Source organism: Streptomyces sp. ID05-26A, from assembly GCF_033794685.1.
Classification (GTDB): Bacteria; Actinomycetota; Actinomycetes; order Mycobacteriales; family Pseudonocardiaceae; genus Lentzea.
The window spans coordinates 1857608-1874551 of sequence record NZ_JARAYZ010000002.1 but is presented as its reverse complement, the minus strand read 5'-3'; the positions used below and the strand labels follow the sequence as shown (position 1 = coordinate 1874551).

Sequence of the window (16944 nt, the reverse complement as noted above, 5' to 3'; positions counted from 1 at the left end):
GCCGCTACTCGCGGAACGCGCCGGGTGACGAGCCCGTCTCGCGGGCGAAGAACTTCGTGAAGTTCGTGGCCTCGCTGAACCCGAGCCGGTGCCCGATCGCGGCCGACGACAGATCGGTGTGCACGAGCAGCCGCTTGGCCTCCAGCGTCACGCGGGCGTCGATCAACGCCTTCGCCGACTGCCCGGTCGCGGCCAGGCAGATGCGGTTCAGGCTGCGCGTCGAGTAGCCGATCCTGGCCGCGTACTCGGCGGCGTTGCGCGTCGACGCGAACGAGCGCTCCAGCTCCTGCTGGAAGCGTTCGAACCGGGGGTCGTGCCGCGGGGCGTCACCGGGCAGCCGGGCGACCCGCAGCAGCAACGCGCCCAGCAACTGGCGCAGCAGGTCGACCGGTTCGCCGGTCAGCAGGTTGCGGCGGTACTCCTGCCGCAGGTCCTGCACGGCCCGGCTGAAGACCGGCACCTCAGCGTGGGGGACCGCGTGCAGCACCGGGCCGAACGGGTCGAGCACCGGCGGCGGGAACGCGGGGGTGAAAAGCACCAGCGACGCCTCCGCTGAACCGGTCGGCAGCCGGAGCACCCGGCCGGGACTGATGTGCAGGAGCGCGCCGGGGGCGCACGGGTGGTCCACGAAATCGACCATGGTCGTCCCGGTGCCCGCAGCGAAGAGGAACAGCTGGTGGAAGTCGGTGCGGTGCACCTTTGTCAGCGTTTCCTCAGTGAGACGGCGGCGGAGCACGCCGAGATCGAGCACTTCGAGGCCCAGCTCCCCGCGATCGGGGTTGCTGAAGCCGAACTGGGCGACCTGTCCACTTCTGACCATGGTGAGGCGTGATCCTACCTCGATCGGACGCGTCCGATCGAGCACTGTGTGAGCCATGGACAACAAGGAGATCGTGCTCAAGGCCGCAGGCGAACTGTTCGGCGACAAGGACCCGTCCGCTGTGGACCGCTGGGTGGCGCCGGACTACCGCCAGCACAGCTCGCTCATCGCGGACGGACCCGAGGCGCTGCGCGGGCTCGTCGCGAACCTGCCCGAGGGCTTCCGCTACGAACCGGCCCGCGTGATCGCGGACGGGGATCTCGTTGCGCTGCACGGTGTCTACCACGGCTTCGGGCCGGAGCCGCTGGTCGCGTTCGACCTGTTCCGCGTGCGGGACGGCAAGCTCGCCGAGCACTGGGACGCGCTCACGCCCGTCGTCGTGGACACCGCGAGTGGACGGTCCCAGACGGACGGTGCCGCGCAGCCCACCGGTGACGACACCGAACGCAACCGCGAGTTCGTCAAGGAGTTCGCGCAGCGGATCCTCCAGGACGCCGACTACTCGGTGCTGACCGACTACATCTCCACCGAGACCTACCTGCAGCACAACCCGGAGGCCGCCGACGGTCTCGACGGGTTCGGTGCCGCCGCCGCGACCTGGGCCCAGCAGGGCAAGAACCTGGTCTACAAGACCGTGCACCAGGTCGTGGCCGAGGGCGACCTCGTGCTGCTGCAGTCCGAGGGCGAGTTCGGCGAGCCCGTCGCGTACTGGGACCTGTTCCGCGTGCAGGACGGCAAGATCGTCGAGCACTGGGACGTCATCACGCCGATCCCGGCCGCGCTGCCGCACACCAACGGACTCTTCTGACGTGCTCACCACCCTGCCCGACTACCGGCGCGCGGTCGCACTGGACGAGCCCTTCCGGCCGCTCAGCGCGCCCGCGCCCGCCGGTGACCTCGACTCGCTGACGAGTCTCGCCCTGCGGATGCTCGGGGCGGACCAGTTCCTGCCCGGCAGTGCGGAAGAACGGCGGCGGATGCTGCGGGCGGTGCTGACCGTTCGCGAGGCCGCGCCGTTCGACCCGGAACTGCTCGCCGTGCTCGACGCGTTGCTCGGCGGCGAACGGCAGCACCTGGCTGACGCGAGGGACCTGCCCGGACCGATCTCGGTGTGGCGCGGCGACATCACGCGGCTGAAGGCCGACGCGATCGTCAACGCCGCCAACGACGCGATGCTCGGTTGTTTCCAACCGATGCACGCCTGCGTCGACAACGCGATCCACCACGCCGCCGGACCACGGCTGCGGGCGGACTGCCGGCGGATCATGGAGCTCCAGGGCACCCCGGAACCGACCGGCACCGCGAAGATCACCCGCGGCTACCACCTGCCCGCGTCGTTCGTGCTGCACACCGTCGGCCCGATCGTGCGCGGGAACCCGTCGCCGGCACACGGAACCGCGCTCGCCGACTCCTACCGGGCCTGCCTGGACCTCGCGGCCGAGGTCGACACGATCCGCGCGATCGCGTTCTGCGGCATCAGCACCGGGATCTTCGGGTTCCCGAAACGACCGGCCGCGCGGGTCGCCCACGGCACGGTCCGGGACTGGCTGGCCGCGAACCCCGGCCGGTTCGACCGGGTGGTGTTCGTCGCGTTCGGCGCCGAGGACGAAGCGATCCACCGGGAGCTGTCGTGACGCTGGAGAAGTGGCTGGACGAAGCCGATCGTGTGCTGATCGCGGCGGGCGCGGGACTCTCGGCGGCGGCGGGGTACGACTACTCGGACACCGAACGGTTCGCCGAGCTCTTCCCGGTGTTGCACGACAAAGGCCTGTGGGCGCGGTACCAGTTGATCGGGCTGCCACTGCCGCCGAAGTTGATGTGGGGCTACTGGTCCGTGCACGTCGACGACATCCGGTTCGGTGACGGGCCGAACCCCGTGTACAAGCGTTTGCGCGAACTGGTCGGTGCTCGTGACCACTTCGTCCTGACGTCCAATGTGGACGGGTTGTTCGAGCGCAACGGGTTCGACGAAGACCGGATCTGGACTCCCCAGGGTGACTACGGCCGGTACCAGTGCGAAACGCCGTGCACGCGCGAGACCTGGCCGAGCAAGCCGATCATCGACGCCGCGCTCGCCACCTACGACCGGTCGACGGGCGAGGCCACCGCTGTGCCGTCGTGCCCGCGTTGCGGGGGAGAGGTGTTCCTCAACGTGCACAAGGGACCCGAGTACGTGCCCGACCACTACGTGCCGGCGGGGCAACGGCTGCGGGACTGGCTGGACGACGGTGTGCTCGTGATCGAGATCGGCGCCGGGTACAGCACACCCGGAGTCATCCGCTCACCGGTCGAGTCGGTGGTCCGTGGACTGCCGGGCGCGCGGCTGGTGCGCGTCAACCGGGACCACGCCGAGGTGCCGGCGGATCTGAACGGACGCGCGCTGAGCGTGCGTGCCGATGTGGCGGAGGTGCTGGCATGAGGATCACGGCGGCCGTGGTGGCGGAGAAGCACGGCGACTTCGAGTTGCGCGAGGTGCTCCTCGACGAGCCGCGGGAAGGCGAGGTCCTGGTCCGGATCGTGGCGGCGGGGATCTGCCACACGGACTCGATCACCCGCCACGGCGACCTGCCGTTCCCGCTGCCCGGCGTGCTCGGCCACGAGGGTGCGGGCGTCGTCGAGGCCGTCGGGCCGGGCGTGTCCGGTGTGGCGGAGGGAGATCACGTCGTGCTCGGCTGGCCGTGGTGCGGCGAGTGCCGCAACTGCCTCGACGGCCAGCCGCGTTACTGCCTGCGGCTGGGCGACCTGCTGGTCGGCGGCGGCCGTGACGACGGGTCGACCGCGTTGCGCGGGCTGGACGGATCGCCGCTGGCGAGCCACTTCTTCGGGCAGTCGTCGTTCGCGACGCACGCGATCGTGCCCCACCGCGGCCTCGTGCCGGTCGAAGGGCCGTTGGAACTGCTGGGTCCGATGGCGTGCGGGCTGTCCACAGGGGCGGGCGCCGTACTGAATGTGCTGAAGCCGCACCCCGGTTCGTCCCTCGTGGTCTACGGCGCCGGCACGGTCGGGCTCGCCGCGATCATGGCCGCGCTCAACAGCGGGACGACCCGGATCATCGCGGTGGACCGGCACGAGTCCCGGCTCGCGCTGGCACGGCGGTTCGGCGCCACGGACACGGTGAACGCCGCCGTGGACGACCCCGTCGTGGCGGTGCACGAGATCTGCGGCGGGCCCGCGGACTTCAGCCTGGAGTGCACCGGATCCGTGGCGGTGTGCCGGCAGGCGGTCGACTCGGTGGGCATGCGCGGGGTGTGCGCGTTGATCGGCGGAGCGCCGGCAGGGGCGCGGGTCGAACTGGACCACCTCAGCACGTTGTGGGGCAAACGCGTTGTCGGTGTGCTCGGCGGCGAAGGGCGCGGTACGTCACTGATCACGACGCTGATCGACCTTCACCAGCAGGGCAGGTTCCCGTTCGACGAGCTCGTCACGCACTTCCCGTTCGACGGCATCGGGGACGCTCTGCGCGCCGCCGAGACGGGCGAGGTGATCAAGCCGGTGCTGCTGATGCCATAGCACGTCACGCTATCCGCGAACCGGAGTAAGAGGCCCCGCCATCCGGGTCCATTCGTCAGGTTACGTAAGTGAGAAAGTTTCACTACCCCCCTCGACGCCGCATCGGGTTTGTGCGTACGGTGAGCGCTCGGTAACCGTACCGGCCAGTAGGAACCCTAGCTGAATTCCTTTCTCCCCACCCCTGCAGGGTGAGGAAGTGAGCGCAGTGAACATGCTGACGGATCGAGAACGGGTGCTGTGCCTGAGTCCTTTCAGCGCCCCCAACCCGGCCCTCGTGGTCGCGGCCGAACGCGCTGGTGGTCTCGGCGTGCTCGACCTCGGACCGAGCGCCGCCACCGACCTCGCACGGGTCGCCTCTCGTCACCCACGTGCCTTCGGGGTGCGGCTGCACGGACCGTTGGCGGTGCCCTTGCCGGACGCCGTGGACACCGTCGTAGTGGATCTCGTTCGGTATGTCCCGAACCTTGCTGAGCTGGGTGAACGCGCTGTTCTCGCAGTGATCACCTCGGTGGCGGAGGCCGTTGCGGCGATCGAGTTCGGGGCCACCGGCTTGATCGCCAAGGGTGCCGAGTCAGGCGGCCGAGTGGGTGGTTCTCCGGCGTTCGTGTTGCTCCAACAGGTGCTCGCGGTGACCGATCTGCCTGTCTGGGTGGCCGGATCCATCGGCCCCGACACGGCTGCCGCCGCCATCGCCGGAGGTGCTCGCGGAGTGGTGCTGGAAGGCCAGCTCGCACTCGTCGCGGAAGCTCGAAAACATATTTCCGGCGAAATTGTCAACGCGGTCCGGATGATGGACGGCGCCGACACCGTCGTGAACGACGGGTTACGCGTGCATGTTCGTCAAAACACGCTCGAAATTGGGCAAGAAGGTTCACTGGCCGATTTCTACCGTAGCTCGTTCGGGACCGTCGGCGGTGTCGTCGGTGCCATAACGCGGGGCATTCGGGACAATCTCACCCTGGCGGGTGAGCACCGCTCGATCCGGTCCGGCGGGCCGTTCTGCGACCGCGTCCCCGGCCTGCGGTACCCGATCGCACAGGGCCCGATGACCCGCGTCAGCGACCAGCCCGCGTTCGCCTCGGCCGTCGCCGAGGGGGGTGCGCTGCCGTTCCTCGCGCTCGCGTTGATGGAGGGCCCGGCGGTCCGCGCACTGCTGGACCACACCGCGGCGAAACTCGGCGAACGGCCGTGGGGTGTCGGCCTGCTCGGCTTCGCACCGCCGGAGCTGCGGGCGCGGCAGATGGAGGCCGTGCTGGCCGTCCGGCCGAGGTACGCGATCGTCGCGGGAGGTACGCCCGCGCAGGCCCGTGAGCTGGAGAACGCCGGCATCGAGGCGTTCCTGCACGTGCCGTCCCCGGCGTTGCTGCGCCGGTTCCTCGACGAGGGCGCGCGCAAGTTCGTCTTCGAGGGCTCGGAATGCGGTGGGCACACCGGTCCCCGCACCAGCTTCACGCTGTGGCAGCAGCAGATCGACGTGCTGCGCGGGCGGGAGAAGGACGTGGTCGCCCTGTTCGCGGGCGGCATCCACGACGCCCGTTCGGCCGCGATGATCTCCGCGATGACCGCGCCACTCGCGGCGCGGGGTGCCGCGATCGGTGTTCTCGTCGGCACGGCCTACCTGTTCACCGAGGAAGCCGTGACGCACGGCGCGATCCAGCCGGTGTTCCAGCAGGTCGCGCTGGAGTGCGAGGACACCGCGCTGCTGGAGACCTCGCCCGGGCACGCCGTCCGCTGCGCGCAGACGTCCTATGTGGACACCTTCGAGCAGGCGCGGTCCGAGCTCACCGGACTGTCGAAGCAGGAGAGCTGGGAACAGCTCGAACAGCTCAACCTGGGACGGCTCCGGCTCGCCAGCCGCGGTCTGGTCCGCGACGAGAGCGGTCTGGTCGCGGTCGGCGAGGACGAGCAGCGCCGCGAGGGCATGTTCATGATCGGCCAGGTCGCGACGCTGCGGTCCGAACGCACCACGATCGCCGCGCTGCACGAGGACATCGTGTCCGGCGTGCTGCCGGAGACGGCTGCTCTCGATCATGGCTCCGAACCGCTCGACGTCGCCATCGTCGGCATGGCCGCGATCATGCCCGGCGCGCGGGACGTCGCCGAGTTCTGGGCGAACGTCCTGTCGGGCACCGACTCCATCACCGAGATCCCGCCGGACCGCTGGTCGCCCGAGCGTTACGGCAGTCCGTTCACCCGGGGCGGTTTCCTCCCGCGCACGGCCTTCGACCCGCTGGCGTTCGGCATCCCGCCCGCATCGCTGACCTCGATCGAACCGGCCCAGTTGCTGGCCCTCGAAGTGTCGGCGCGGGCACTCCAGGACGCCGGGTACGCGACGCGGGTGTTCGACCGCGAGCGCACGTCGGTGATCTTCGGTGCCGAAGCCGGTGCCGACCTCGCGAACGCCTACACGGTCCGCACCGCGTTGCCCGCCCTGGGAATCCGCGACCTCGACGACCACCTGCCGAAGCTGACCGAGGACTCGTTCCCCGGTGTGCTCGGCAACGTGATCGCCGGCCGGGTCGCGAACCGGCTCGACCTCGGCGGCGCGAACTACACCGTCGACGCGGCCTGCGCGTCCAGCCTCGCCGCGCTCGACGTGGCGTGCAAGGAACTCGTCGGCGGCACCAGCGACATGGTCCTGTGCGGCGCGGTCGACCTGCACAACAGCGCTCACGACTACCAGATGTTCGCCTCGGTGAAAGCTTTGTCCGCGAAGGGCCGTTGCGCCACGTTCGACTCGGCGGCGGACGGCATCGCACTCGGTGAGGGTGTCGCGGCCGTGGTGCTGAAGCGGCTCGCCGACGCCGAACGGGACGGCGACCGGGTCTACGCGGTGATCAAGGGCATCGGCGCGTCCAGTGACGGCCGGTCGATGGGCCTGACCGCGCCGCGTCCGGAAGGCCAGCAACGCGCCCTGCGCCGTGCCTACGCGTCGGCCGGGCTGCCGGTCACCGACGTCGGACTGGTCGAGGCGCACGGCACCGGAACCGTGGTGGGCGACCGGACCGAACTCGCGTCGCTGACCGAGATGTTCTCCGGTGTCGAGCCCGGCACGTGCACGATCGGCTCGGTGAAGTCGCAGATCGGCCACACCAAGTGCGCCGCCGGCCTCGCGGGCGTGATCAAGGCGGCACTGGCCGTCCACACGGGAGTGCGACCCGGCACGTTGCACGTCAAGCAGCCCAACGCTTTCTGGGACGCTGCCACGAGTCCGTTCGCGTTCGGCCACCGCACGTGGGCGAGTGCGCACCGGGTCGCGGGCGTCAGCGCGTTCGGGTTCGGCGGCACGAACTTCCACACCGTGATCGCGGGGTACACCGGCGCCGACGAACCCCGCCACGGCCTGACCGCGTGGCCCGCCGAGCTGTTCCTGATCCGCGGCGACGATCAGGCTGCCGCGCAACAGGAAGCGGTCCGGCTTCGTGCTCTGGTCGACGCGCGCACGCCGTTGCGTTCGCTGGCGGCGGCTTGTGGCGGTGGCACGGTCCAGGCGGCGTTCGTGGTCAGCGACCACTCGGCGCTGGTGGCGGCGCTGGAGGACGTCGAGGCCTGGCGTTCGTCCGACGTGGTGTCGTTGCGGACGGGGGAGCGGCCGCAGGTCGCGTTCCTGTACCCCGGCCAGGGCAGCCAGCGGCCGGGCATGCTGCTCGACCTGGTCACCGCCTTCCCCCGGCTGCAGGACTTCCTCGACGCGCGCTACGAGCGGGTCATGTACCCGCCGGCGGCGCTGACCGCCGAGGACGTGTCCCGGCAGCGCGCGGAGATCACCGACACCCGCAACGCCCAGCCGACGCTCGGCATCGCCGGGCTCATGGTCACGTCGTTGCTCGATTCCGTTGGTGTGCGACCGGATCTGGCCGGTGGCCACAGCTACGGCGAACTGGTCGCGTTGTCGGCGGCCGGGGTGTTCGGGGCCTCCGAGTTGCTCGATCTCAGCGCCGCGCGGGCCGAGGCGATGCTGGAGTCGGTCGGCGAGGACCCCGGCACGATGGCCGCGGTGACCGCGACGGTGGCCGAGGTCGAAGGGTTGCTGTCGGCCGATGTCGTGGTGGCCAACCACAACGCACCCGAGCAGGTCGTGATCTCGGGGCCGACCGAGGCCGTGCACGGCGCGGTCGAGGTGCTTCGAGGCGCCGGGCTGACCGTGAAGAACATTCCGGTCGCCGCCGCGTTCCACAGCCCGCTGATGGCGGGTGCGCGTGACCGGTTCGCCGCTCGTCTGGCTGACGTTTCCTTGGCTGAGCCGCAGTTCCCGGTGTGGTCGAACGCGTCCGCTGAGCCGCATGTGGACGTCGCGGCCGGTTTGTCGGCACAACTCGCGGGCCGGGTGCGGTTCGTGGACCAGGTCGAGTCGATGTACGCGGCGGGCGCCCGGATCTTCGTCGAGGCCGGCCCCGGCGGCGTGCTGACGTCGCTGGTGGGCAAGACCCTCGGCGACCGCCCGCACCAGGCGTTGCGCTGCGACGACCACGTGACGTTCCTGCGCACTCTGGCGACGCTCGCGGTCGCCGGTGTCGAGGTCGACACCGCACCGCTGTTCGAGGACAGGGCCGAACCCGCCACGGCGGTGCCGCCACGGCCGGGCTGGTACGTCGATGGAGGACTCGTGCGGGACGCGAACGGCGACGCTCTGCCCGGCGGGCTGCGGCCCGCAACGGAGTTCCCGACCCTGCGGGCAGGATCGGGGCTGGGGCGAGACGAGATCATCGAGAAGTTCCTGGACGGCATGCGGGACGCGGTCAGCGCCCAGCGCGACGTCCTGCTGAGCTACCTCGGCACCGAGCCCGCCTCGGTTCCGGCGCCCCGGCAGGTGATCGACCAGCCGGTCGTCGTGGTGGAGCCGGTGGTCAAGCCACAGGAGGACGTCGCCTCGGTGGTGCTGCGGACGATCAGCGCCCGCACCGGCTACCCGGCCGAGATGCTGCAACCGGGACTGGACCTGGAAGCGGACCTGTCGATCGACTCGATCAAGCGCACCGAGATCGTCGGTGAACTGGTCGCCGAACTGGGTGCCGCCGGTTCGGTGGACGAGCTGGCGCAGCTCAAGACCATCGAGGGCATCGTCGGGTGGTTCGGCGCCGCTGCCCCTGTCGTCCCTGCGGGCAAGGACGTGCGGGCTGTGGTGCTGCGGACGATCAGCACGCGCACGGGCTATCCGGTGGAGATGCTGCAGCCGGAGCTGGACCTGGAGGCGGACCTGTCGATCGACTCGATCAAGCGCGCGGAGATCGTGGGCGAACTCGCCCAGGAACTCGGCGCGGTGGGGGAGATCGACGAGCTGGCGCAGTTGAAGACGATCGACGGGATCGTCGGCTGGTTCGGGGAAACCCCCGCACTCGCAGCAGCAGCTCCTGTCGCCGCACTCGCCGCCGCTACCGCTCCGGACCGCACGCTCGCTGCTGCCACGGCTCCAGCCAGCACGCTCGCCGCCGCCACACTCACCGCTGTCACCGTCGGCCCGCCCGGCGCCCCCTCCGTTCCCCCGCGCGGACGGCTCGTGCGCCTCGTCCCCCAGGTCGTGGTCGCGGAACCCGCCGCTCCCACCGACCTGACCGGCAAGACCGTCCTCATCATCGACGACAACGGGATCGGCCTCGAACTCGCCGACCTCCTCGAACGCCACACCGCCCGCCCGCGGATCGAACCGTCGTTCCCGGCCGACCTGACCGGCGTCGACGTCGTGATCCGGCTGCACGCCCAGCTGCCGGAGGCGTTCAGCGAGGTCAAGGCCTGCGTGACGAACGGGATCGCGCTCGTCGTGGTCACCACGGGCGGTGGCACGTTCGGCTTCGACCACCAGCCCGACGAGCTGCCGTCCGACATCGGGCTGCACGGCCTGATCCGCACGGCCGCGCTCGAGTACCCGGACCTCGTGGTGCGCTCGGTCGACGTGAACCCCAAGGAAAGCCACCGCGACATCGCCACCTCGTTGCTCGCCGAGATCGGGCCCGGCCCGGCGGTCGTCGGTTACCACGCCGGCCGGCGTCAGGTCATCGAGGCGGTGGAGGCGGACCTCGCACCCGCCGACCTCACCCTCGACGCGGACAGCGTGGTGCTGCTGACCGGGGGTGCCCGGGGCATCACCGCTCTCGCCGCACAAGAACTCGCCGAGCGCACCGGGTGCCACATCGAGCTGATCGGCCGCACCCCGATCACCCCCGAGGACCACCGGCTCAGCCACGCCACCACCGAACCCGAGCTGGTGAAGGCGCTGTTCGAGCTCGGCGAGAAGAACGACGTGCCGGTCAAGGCGCGCAGGGTTCTCGCTGAACGCGAGGTCCGCGGCACCATGGAACGGTTGCGTGCCAAGGCTTCCTCCGTCAGGTACCACGAGTGCGACGTCACCGATGCCGAGGCCGTGCGCAGGGTGGTCGACGACGTCAAGGCCCGGTTCGGCCGGCTCGACGGGGTCGTGCACGGCGCCGGAGTGCTGGACGACAAGCTGATCGAGGCCAAGACCCAGGAGTCGTTCGACCGGGTCTGGGCGACGAAGGTCAACGGTGCCAAGGCGTTCGGCGACGGGTTCCTGGTGTTGTTCGGCAGCGTCAGCGGGGTGTTCGGCAACCGCGGCCAAGCCGACTACTCGGCGGCCAACGACGCGCTCGACCGGATGGCCCGGTTCTGGGGTCCGCAACGCCGGGTCGTCGCCGTCGACTGGGGTCCCTGGGCCGGTGCGGGCATGGCCGTCGGGCTCGCCGGTGAGTACGCGCGGCGCGGCATTCCGCTGATCGAGCCGGAGCAGGGCGTCGACGCGCTGCTGAACGAGATCGCGAACGGGCAGGACGTGCAGGTGGTCTACCGATGGGAGGCATAGCGATCGTCGGGATCGGCGCCGTCTTCCCCGGCGCCCCGGACGCGGCGACGTTCTGGCGCAACATCGCCGGCGGTGTCGACGCGATCGGCCAGATCCCGCCCGGCCGCTGGGACCCGGCCACCTACTACGACCAGGACAGCAGGACCGGTGACCGGTTCTACTGCCGCAGGGGCGGGTTCGTCGACGACCTCGCCGAGTTCGACCCGACCAGGTTCGGCATCATGCCGTCCACTGTGGACGGCGCCGAGCCCGACCAGCTGCTCGCCCTCGCCACGGCGGCGGAGGCCATCGCCGACGCGGGTGGGGAAGGAGCCCTGCCGTCACGGGATCGCGTCGGCGTGGTGGTCGGCCGGGGTGGGTACCTGACGCCGGGGTGCGCGCGGCTCGACCAGAAGGTCCGGCTCGCCGACGAGGTCGTGTCGGTCGTCAAGGACCTCTTCCCGAACCTCGCGGGCAGCGAGCTGGACACCGTGCGCCAGGCCATCCGCGACCGCCTCGGGCCGGAGCAGCCCGAGGCGTCGATCGGCCTCGTGCCGAACCTGGCGGCCTCGCGCATCGCCAACCGGTTCGACCTCAAGGGCACGGCCTACACCCTGGACGCGGCCTGCGCGTCCGGGCTGGTCGCCGTCGAGCACGCCGTCCGCGAACTCCAGGAGGGTCGCGCGGACGCGATGCTCGCCGGCGCCGTCCACGTCTGCCACCACCCGACGTTGTGGAGCGTCTTCACGCAGCTCAGGGCGTTGAGTCCGACCGAACGCATCCGGCCGTTCGACGAGTCCGCCGACGGCACGCTGCTGTCCGAGGGCGTCGGCATGGTCGTGCTGAAGCGATTGGAGGACGTCGGCGACGAGCGGGTGTACGCGGTGATCCGCGGCATCGGCTCCGCCAGCGACGGCCGCGCGACCAGCATGATGACGCCCAACCCCGATGGCCAGCTTCTTGCCGTGCAACGGGCCTGGGCCAACGCCGGCCTCGATCCCCGGGAGAAGTCGCCGGGACTGATCGAGGCGCACGGCACCGCCACTCCCGCCGGTGACGCCGCCGAACTGCAGACGATGATCAACGCGTTCGGCGGGCAGGGCGACGAGATCGGCATCGGCACGGTCAAGTCGATGATCGGCCACGCGATGCCCGCCGCAGGCATGGCCGGGCTGATCAAGGCCGCGCTCGCCCTGCACCACAACACGCTTCCGCCGACCCTGCACGTCGAGAACCCGCACAGCATCCTGGCCGGAACCAGGTTCATGCCCGTGACGACCGCTCGCGAGTGGACCGGACGGCATCGCGCGGTCGTCAACGCGTTCGGGTTCGGCGGGATCAACGCCCACGCGGTGCTCGACGGCCACACCATCGCCCAGCCGCGCAAGCCGGTGCTGACGTTCGCCGCCGACACCGCCGACGAGCTGGCGAAGGCACTCGCCGAACGCCGCACCTCCAGCGCCGACCGGGCGTTCCGGCTCGCCATCGGCAACCCGGACGACCGCAAGCTCAAGCTCGCCGAGCGAGTTCTGGCCCAGGGCAAGGCGTGGCCGGGCCGGCACGACATCTGGTTCAGCCCGCAGCCGTTGCTGACCGGCACCGACCAGGTCGCGTTCGTGTTCCCCGGCTTCGAACGCGAGTTCAGCGGCGAGGTCGTGGACCACGCCGTCGGGCTGCTGCAGGACGGCCGGAAGGAAGCCCGCGAGCTCATGGCGCTCGGCATCACGCCGGGAGCACTCGCCGGGCACAGCATGGGCGAGTGGACCGCGATGGTCGTCGGCGGCATCTACCCGACGATCGACGAGTTCGTGTCGGCGCTCGGGCCCGGCGCGGTCGCGGTCGTCGACATCGCCTACGCCGCACTGGGGTGCTCGGCCGACACCGCCGAGCGGTACCTGGTCGACGGCGTGACGATCAGCCACGACAACTGCCCGCACCAGTCGGTGATCTGCGGGCCGATCGGCCGCCTCGAAGAAGTCATCACGACGCTCAAGGCCAACGGCGTGATGGCGCAGCTGATGCCGTTCCGCACCGGCTTCCACACCCCGGCACTCGCCCCGTACCTGGGCCGGGCCAGGGAGATGCTCGACCAGCTGCCGGTCCGCGCGTCGGACATCCCGGTGTGGTCGGCGAACTCCCTCGAACCGATGGCCGCCGGTGAGGTCCGCGACCTGGTCCTGCGTCACCTGGTCGAACCCGTCCGGTTCCGGCCGCTGCTGGAACGCCTGCACGGTGAGGGTTTCCGGGCGTTCGTCCAAATCGGACAGGGAAGCCTGCCGGGTTTTGTCGGCGACACGCTGAACGGCAAGCCGCACATCGCGCTGAACGCGGACATCGCGCCGGAGGCGTTGTGGGCGTTCGGGCTCAAGCGCGGCACCGCCCACAAGGTCAAGCTCCGGCTCGGCACACCCAAGGTGAAGCTCGACCCGCTGAGCACCGAACCCGTGGTGGTCGCCGACGACAGCCCGATGTCCGCCGCCGTCAACAAACTCCTGGCCCACACCAACGCCGTGGCACGCGAGGTCGTCGGCGCGTTGAGGCCCAACGAGGCGGGGTTCACCCGCGAGTTCTCGTTGCGAACCATGCCGGAACTGGTCGACCACTCGGTGTTCCCGCAGGCACCGGGCTGGCCGGACCTCGCGGACGGCTTCCCGATCGTGCCCGCGACCGGTCTGCTGGAGGTGTTCGCGGATGCCGCGCGCCGTCTCACCGGAGGCACGGTGCACGGGTTCGCGCAGGTCAAGGCCAAGCGCTGGCTCACCGCGCTGCCCGCGACGACCGTGAAGATCTCCGCCCGCGCGGAGGGCCCGGACCGGGTCACCGTGAAGGTCGGCGACTACGCCGAGGGCGTCGTGCTGATGTCCCCGCAGACTCCCGAACCGGTCGGCAAGGTGCTCGACGGCGTCCGCGAGGCACCGGTGACCGCCGCCGAGCTGTACCGGGACAACTGGATGTTCCACGGACCGGCGTTCGCGGGCGTCACGAAGATCGACTGCCTGGCGGACAACGGGATCGCGGGCGTGCTGACGCCGTTGCCCGCGCCGGGAGCGTTGCTCGACAGCGCAGGGCAGCTGATCGGCCACTGGATGCAGGTCTGCCGCACGGTGGACCAGACCGTGCTGCCGACCGGCATCGAGCGGGTGACGTTCCACGGGCCCGCGCCGGCCGGTGACGTCCAGTGCACCGCGTGGATCCGCGAGGTCACCGACCAGGTGATGGTCGCGGACGCCGAGCTGACCGTGAACGGCGTGCTGTGGTGCCGGATCACCGGCTGGACCACCCGCCGGTTCACCACCGACGACCAGATCTGGCAGGTGAAGCTCAAGCCGGGCACCGAACTCCTGTCCACACAGGACGGCGAGTGGCTGCGGGTCGCCGAGAACTGGTCGGACAGCGCGACCCGGGACCTGATCATGCGCCGGTACCTGAACTCCGCCGAGCGCCACCACTACGGCGACCTGGACGTGCCCGCCCAGCGCGACTGGCTGCTGCGCGTGATCGCGGTGAAGGACGCCGTGCGCACGTGGCTGTGGGCTCGCGGGGCCGGTCCGGTCTACCCGGCGGAGCTGACCGTGACCGCCGACGAACGGGTGCGCGGGGCCTTCGCCGTCCCGCGCGTCGAAGTGACGAGTGAACCAGGGCGAGCCGCGGCCCGCGTGCGAACGGAGATCTGATGGACGAGGTGCTGCAGCAGGTCGCCAAGCTGATCACCGAGGTGGTGGGGTCGGACTTCCTGCTGGGCGTGGAGATCACCCGCGACACCACGTTCAGCGACGACCTGGGCCTGGAGTCGATCGAGTTCGTGGCGCTGGCGGACAAGCTCAACGCCCACTACGGCGTCGACCTCGTGGCCTTCCTCGCGGACATGGACATCGACGAGATCATGGCGATGTCCGTCGGCCGGCTCGTCGACCACATCACGGCACGTGTCTGAGGTCCAGGCCCGAGGGCTGCGCTTCCACGTGCAGCGGCTGGGCCCCACCGACGCGCCGACCGTGGTGTTCGTGCACGGCCTGGTCATGGACAACCTGTCGAGCTTCTACTACACGCTCGCCGCGCCACTGGCCCAGGCCGGGTTCGGCACGGTGCTGTTCGACCTGCGCGGGCACGGCCTGTCCGAACGGCCGCCCGATGGGTACACACCGGAGGAAAGCGCGCTGGACCTCGTCGCCGTGCTGGACGAGATCGGCGTGACCGAGCCGGTCTTCCTGCTGGGCAACAGCTACGGCGGCGTCGTCGCGATGCACGCGGCCGTCCAGGCTCCCGAACGGGTCGGCGGTGTCGTGCTGGTCGAGTCGGCCGTCGGCGGGGTGGTCGGCGACGCGTGGTTCGAGGACATCACGAACACGCTGACGGTCGCGGCCCTGGGGCTGGAGTTCGACCGGACGCAGGACCAGTTGATGGCCCTGGGGCAGCGCAAGATCGCGAAGCTCGCCGTGAACGCCAACGCGTTGCTCAACGGCACCACGCTGATCGACGACCTCGGTTCCGGCGCGAAGCTCGACCTCACCCAGGTCCAGTGCCCGGTGCTGGGGGTGTACGGCGCCGAGTCCGAACTGATCGGGGCCGCAGCCGAACTGCGCGAGCGCATCCCGTCGTGCCGGCTGCACGTGGTCTCGGGGCTGGGCCACACGGTCCTGCGCGAGGCCACGGCCGAGCTGCTCGACGTCCTGTTCGACTGGCTGCCGTCATGAGCCGGTTCCTGTTCGTGGTGCCGCCGCTGATTGGCCACGTCAACCCGACCGCGTCCGTGGGCGGGGAGTTGCTGGCGCGCGGGCACGAGGTGGCGTGGGTCGGACACCCCGGCACGCTGAACCCCCTCCTGCCGGACGGTGCACGGATCTTCCCGGCGATCGACGACCTCCTGGAAGCCGACATCCGCGCGAAACGGGAGCGCTGGCTCGCGTTGCGGGGGATGGCGGTGCTCAAGTTCTTCTGGGAGGAGTTCCTGATCCCGCTGGGGCACGCCATGGTGCCCGGCACCGACACGGCGGTGCGCGCGTTCCAGCCGGACGTGGTCGTCGCGGATCAGCAGGCGCTGGCGGGACCGTTGGTGGCCAGGAACTCCCGGCTGCCGTGGGTGACGTCGGCGAGCACGTCCGCGGAGCTGGTCAATCCACTGAGGACGATGCCGAAGGTCGACGCGTGGGTGCGCGACCTGCTGCACGACTTCGCGGGCGGGGACATCCGGTTCTCCGACCGGCTCGTGCTGGTCTACAGCTCGGCGGCGCTGGTGGCGGGGGAGTTCGGCGAGGAAGTGGCGTTCGTCGGGCCCGCGCTCGCGCACCGGGTGGAACGGGTGGACTTCCCCTGGGAGGAGCTGACCGGTGAACGGCAGGTCCTGATCTCCCTCGGCACGCTCAACGGTCCTGCCGGTGAGCGTTTCCTCAGCCAGGCCCTGGAGGCCGTCTCCGGCCTCGACGTCGGGGTCGTGATGGTCGCGGAGCCGCGTCCCGCACCTCCCAACGTCCTGATGCTCCCGTCCGTGCCCCAGTTGGCACTGATGCCGCACCTGGACGCGGTCGTCACGCACGGCGGCCACAACACGGTCTGCGAGGCCCTCGCCCACGGGTTGCCGCTGGTGGTGGCCCCGATCCGGGACGACCAGCCGACCGTCGCCGCCCAGGTCGTCGCAGCAGGCGCGGGCGTGCGGCTGACGTACTCGCGAGCAAGAGCAGCAGACATCCGCAGCGCGCTGGAATCGGTGCTGGACGAGCCGGAGTACGCGGCCGCCGCCGACGACGTGCGCGCATCGTTCTTGGCGGCAGGCGGCGCAACGGCCGCGGCCGACCGACTGGAAAAGGTGGTGGCCGGGTGATTC

The 16944-nt window shown here is 70.6% G+C and carries 10 protein-coding genes; 9 read left to right on the top strand and 1 reads right to left on the bottom strand.

Going from position 1 to position 16944, the window contains the following annotated elements; translation table 11 throughout:
- Window positions 1-4: 4 nt before the first annotated feature.
- Entirely contained in the window at window positions 5-820 is an 816-nt protein-coding gene (locus PV646_RS24105) for an AraC family transcriptional regulator (protein WP_500344447.1), read from the bottom strand.
- Between the two features lie 55 nt (window positions 821-875).
- Between PV646_RS24105 and PV646_RS24100 the strand changes: the two genes are divergently transcribed.
- From PV646_RS24100 to PV646_RS24060, 9 genes are all read left to right on the top strand, one after another.
- A complete protein-coding gene (locus PV646_RS24100) occupies window positions 876-1628 on the top strand; it encodes a nuclear transport factor 2 family protein (RefSeq protein WP_500344446.1) in 753 nt (250 codons plus the stop codon).
- A 1-nt stretch (window position 1629) separates the two neighbouring features.
- Window positions 1630-2454 (top strand): protein-ADP-ribose hydrolase, encoded by an 825-nt coding sequence (locus PV646_RS24095; RefSeq protein WP_500344445.1) that lies wholly within the window; start codon window positions 1630-1632, stop codon window positions 2452-2454.
- Window positions 2451-3239, top strand: a complete 789-nt coding sequence (locus PV646_RS24090) for an SIR2 family NAD-dependent protein deacylase (protein ID WP_500344444.1) — start codon at window positions 2451-2453, stop codon at window positions 3237-3239. Before PV646_RS24095 ends, PV646_RS24090 begins: the two co-directional genes overlap by 4 nt.
- Complete coding sequence (locus PV646_RS24085) at window positions 3236-4330, top strand: NAD(P)-dependent alcohol dehydrogenase (protein ID WP_500344443.1); 1095 nt, start codon at window positions 3236-3238, stop codon at window positions 4328-4330. The genes PV646_RS24090 and PV646_RS24085 overlap by 4 nt, the downstream gene beginning before the upstream one ends.
- A gap of 196 nt (window positions 4331-4526) precedes the next feature.
- Window positions 4527-11144 (top strand): SDR family oxidoreductase, encoded by a 6618-nt coding sequence (locus PV646_RS24080; protein ID WP_500344442.1) that lies wholly within the window; start codon window positions 4527-4529, stop codon window positions 11142-11144.
- Window positions 11132-14797 carry a beta-ketoacyl synthase N-terminal-like domain-containing protein gene (locus PV646_RS24075; RefSeq protein ID WP_500344441.1) on the top strand — a complete coding sequence of 1222 codons (3666 nt, stop codon included), beginning with the start codon at window positions 11132-11134 and terminating at the stop codon, window positions 14795-14797. Before PV646_RS24080 ends, PV646_RS24075 begins: the two co-directional genes overlap by 13 nt.
- A complete protein-coding gene (locus PV646_RS24070; protein WP_500344440.1) occupies window positions 14797-15057 on the top strand; it encodes an acyl carrier protein in 261 nt (86 codons plus the stop codon). The genes PV646_RS24075 and PV646_RS24070 overlap by 1 nt, the downstream gene beginning before the upstream one ends.
- A complete protein-coding gene (locus PV646_RS24065; protein ID WP_500344439.1) occupies window positions 15050-15817 on the top strand; it encodes an alpha/beta fold hydrolase in 768 nt (255 codons plus the stop codon). The genes PV646_RS24070 and PV646_RS24065 overlap by 8 nt, the downstream gene beginning before the upstream one ends.
- Window positions 15814-16941: a glycosyltransferase gene (locus PV646_RS24060; protein ID WP_500344438.1), complete on the top strand. Its 1128-nt coding sequence runs from the start codon at window positions 15814-15816 to the stop codon at window positions 16939-16941. The genes PV646_RS24065 and PV646_RS24060 overlap by 4 nt, the downstream gene beginning before the upstream one ends.
- Window positions 16942-16944 lie beyond the last annotated feature (3 nt).

Excerpts from the sequence above, each read along its gene's own strand:
- PV646_RS24105 (WP_500344447.1), bottom strand. The coding sequence starts at position 820 with ATGGTCAGAAGTGGACAGGTCGCCCAGTTCGGCTTCAGCAACCCCGAT.
- PV646_RS24100 (WP_500344446.1), top strand. The coding sequence starts at position 876 with ATGGACAACAAGGAGATCGTGCTCAAGGCCGCAGGCGAACTGTTCGGC.
- PV646_RS24085 (WP_500344443.1), top strand. The coding sequence starts at position 3,236 with ATGAGGATCACGGCGGCCGTGGTGGCGGAGAAGCACGGCGACTTCGAG.
- PV646_RS24075 (WP_500344441.1), top strand. The coding sequence starts at position 11,132 with ATGGGAGGCATAGCGATCGTCGGGATCGGCGCCGTCTTCCCCGGCGCC.
- PV646_RS24070 (WP_500344440.1), top strand. The coding sequence starts at position 14,797 with ATGGACGAGGTGCTGCAGCAGGTCGCCAAGCTGATCACCGAGGTGGTG.
- PV646_RS24060 (WP_500344438.1), top strand. The coding sequence starts at position 15,814 with ATGAGCCGGTTCCTGTTCGTGGTGCCGCCGCTGATTGGCCACGTCAAC.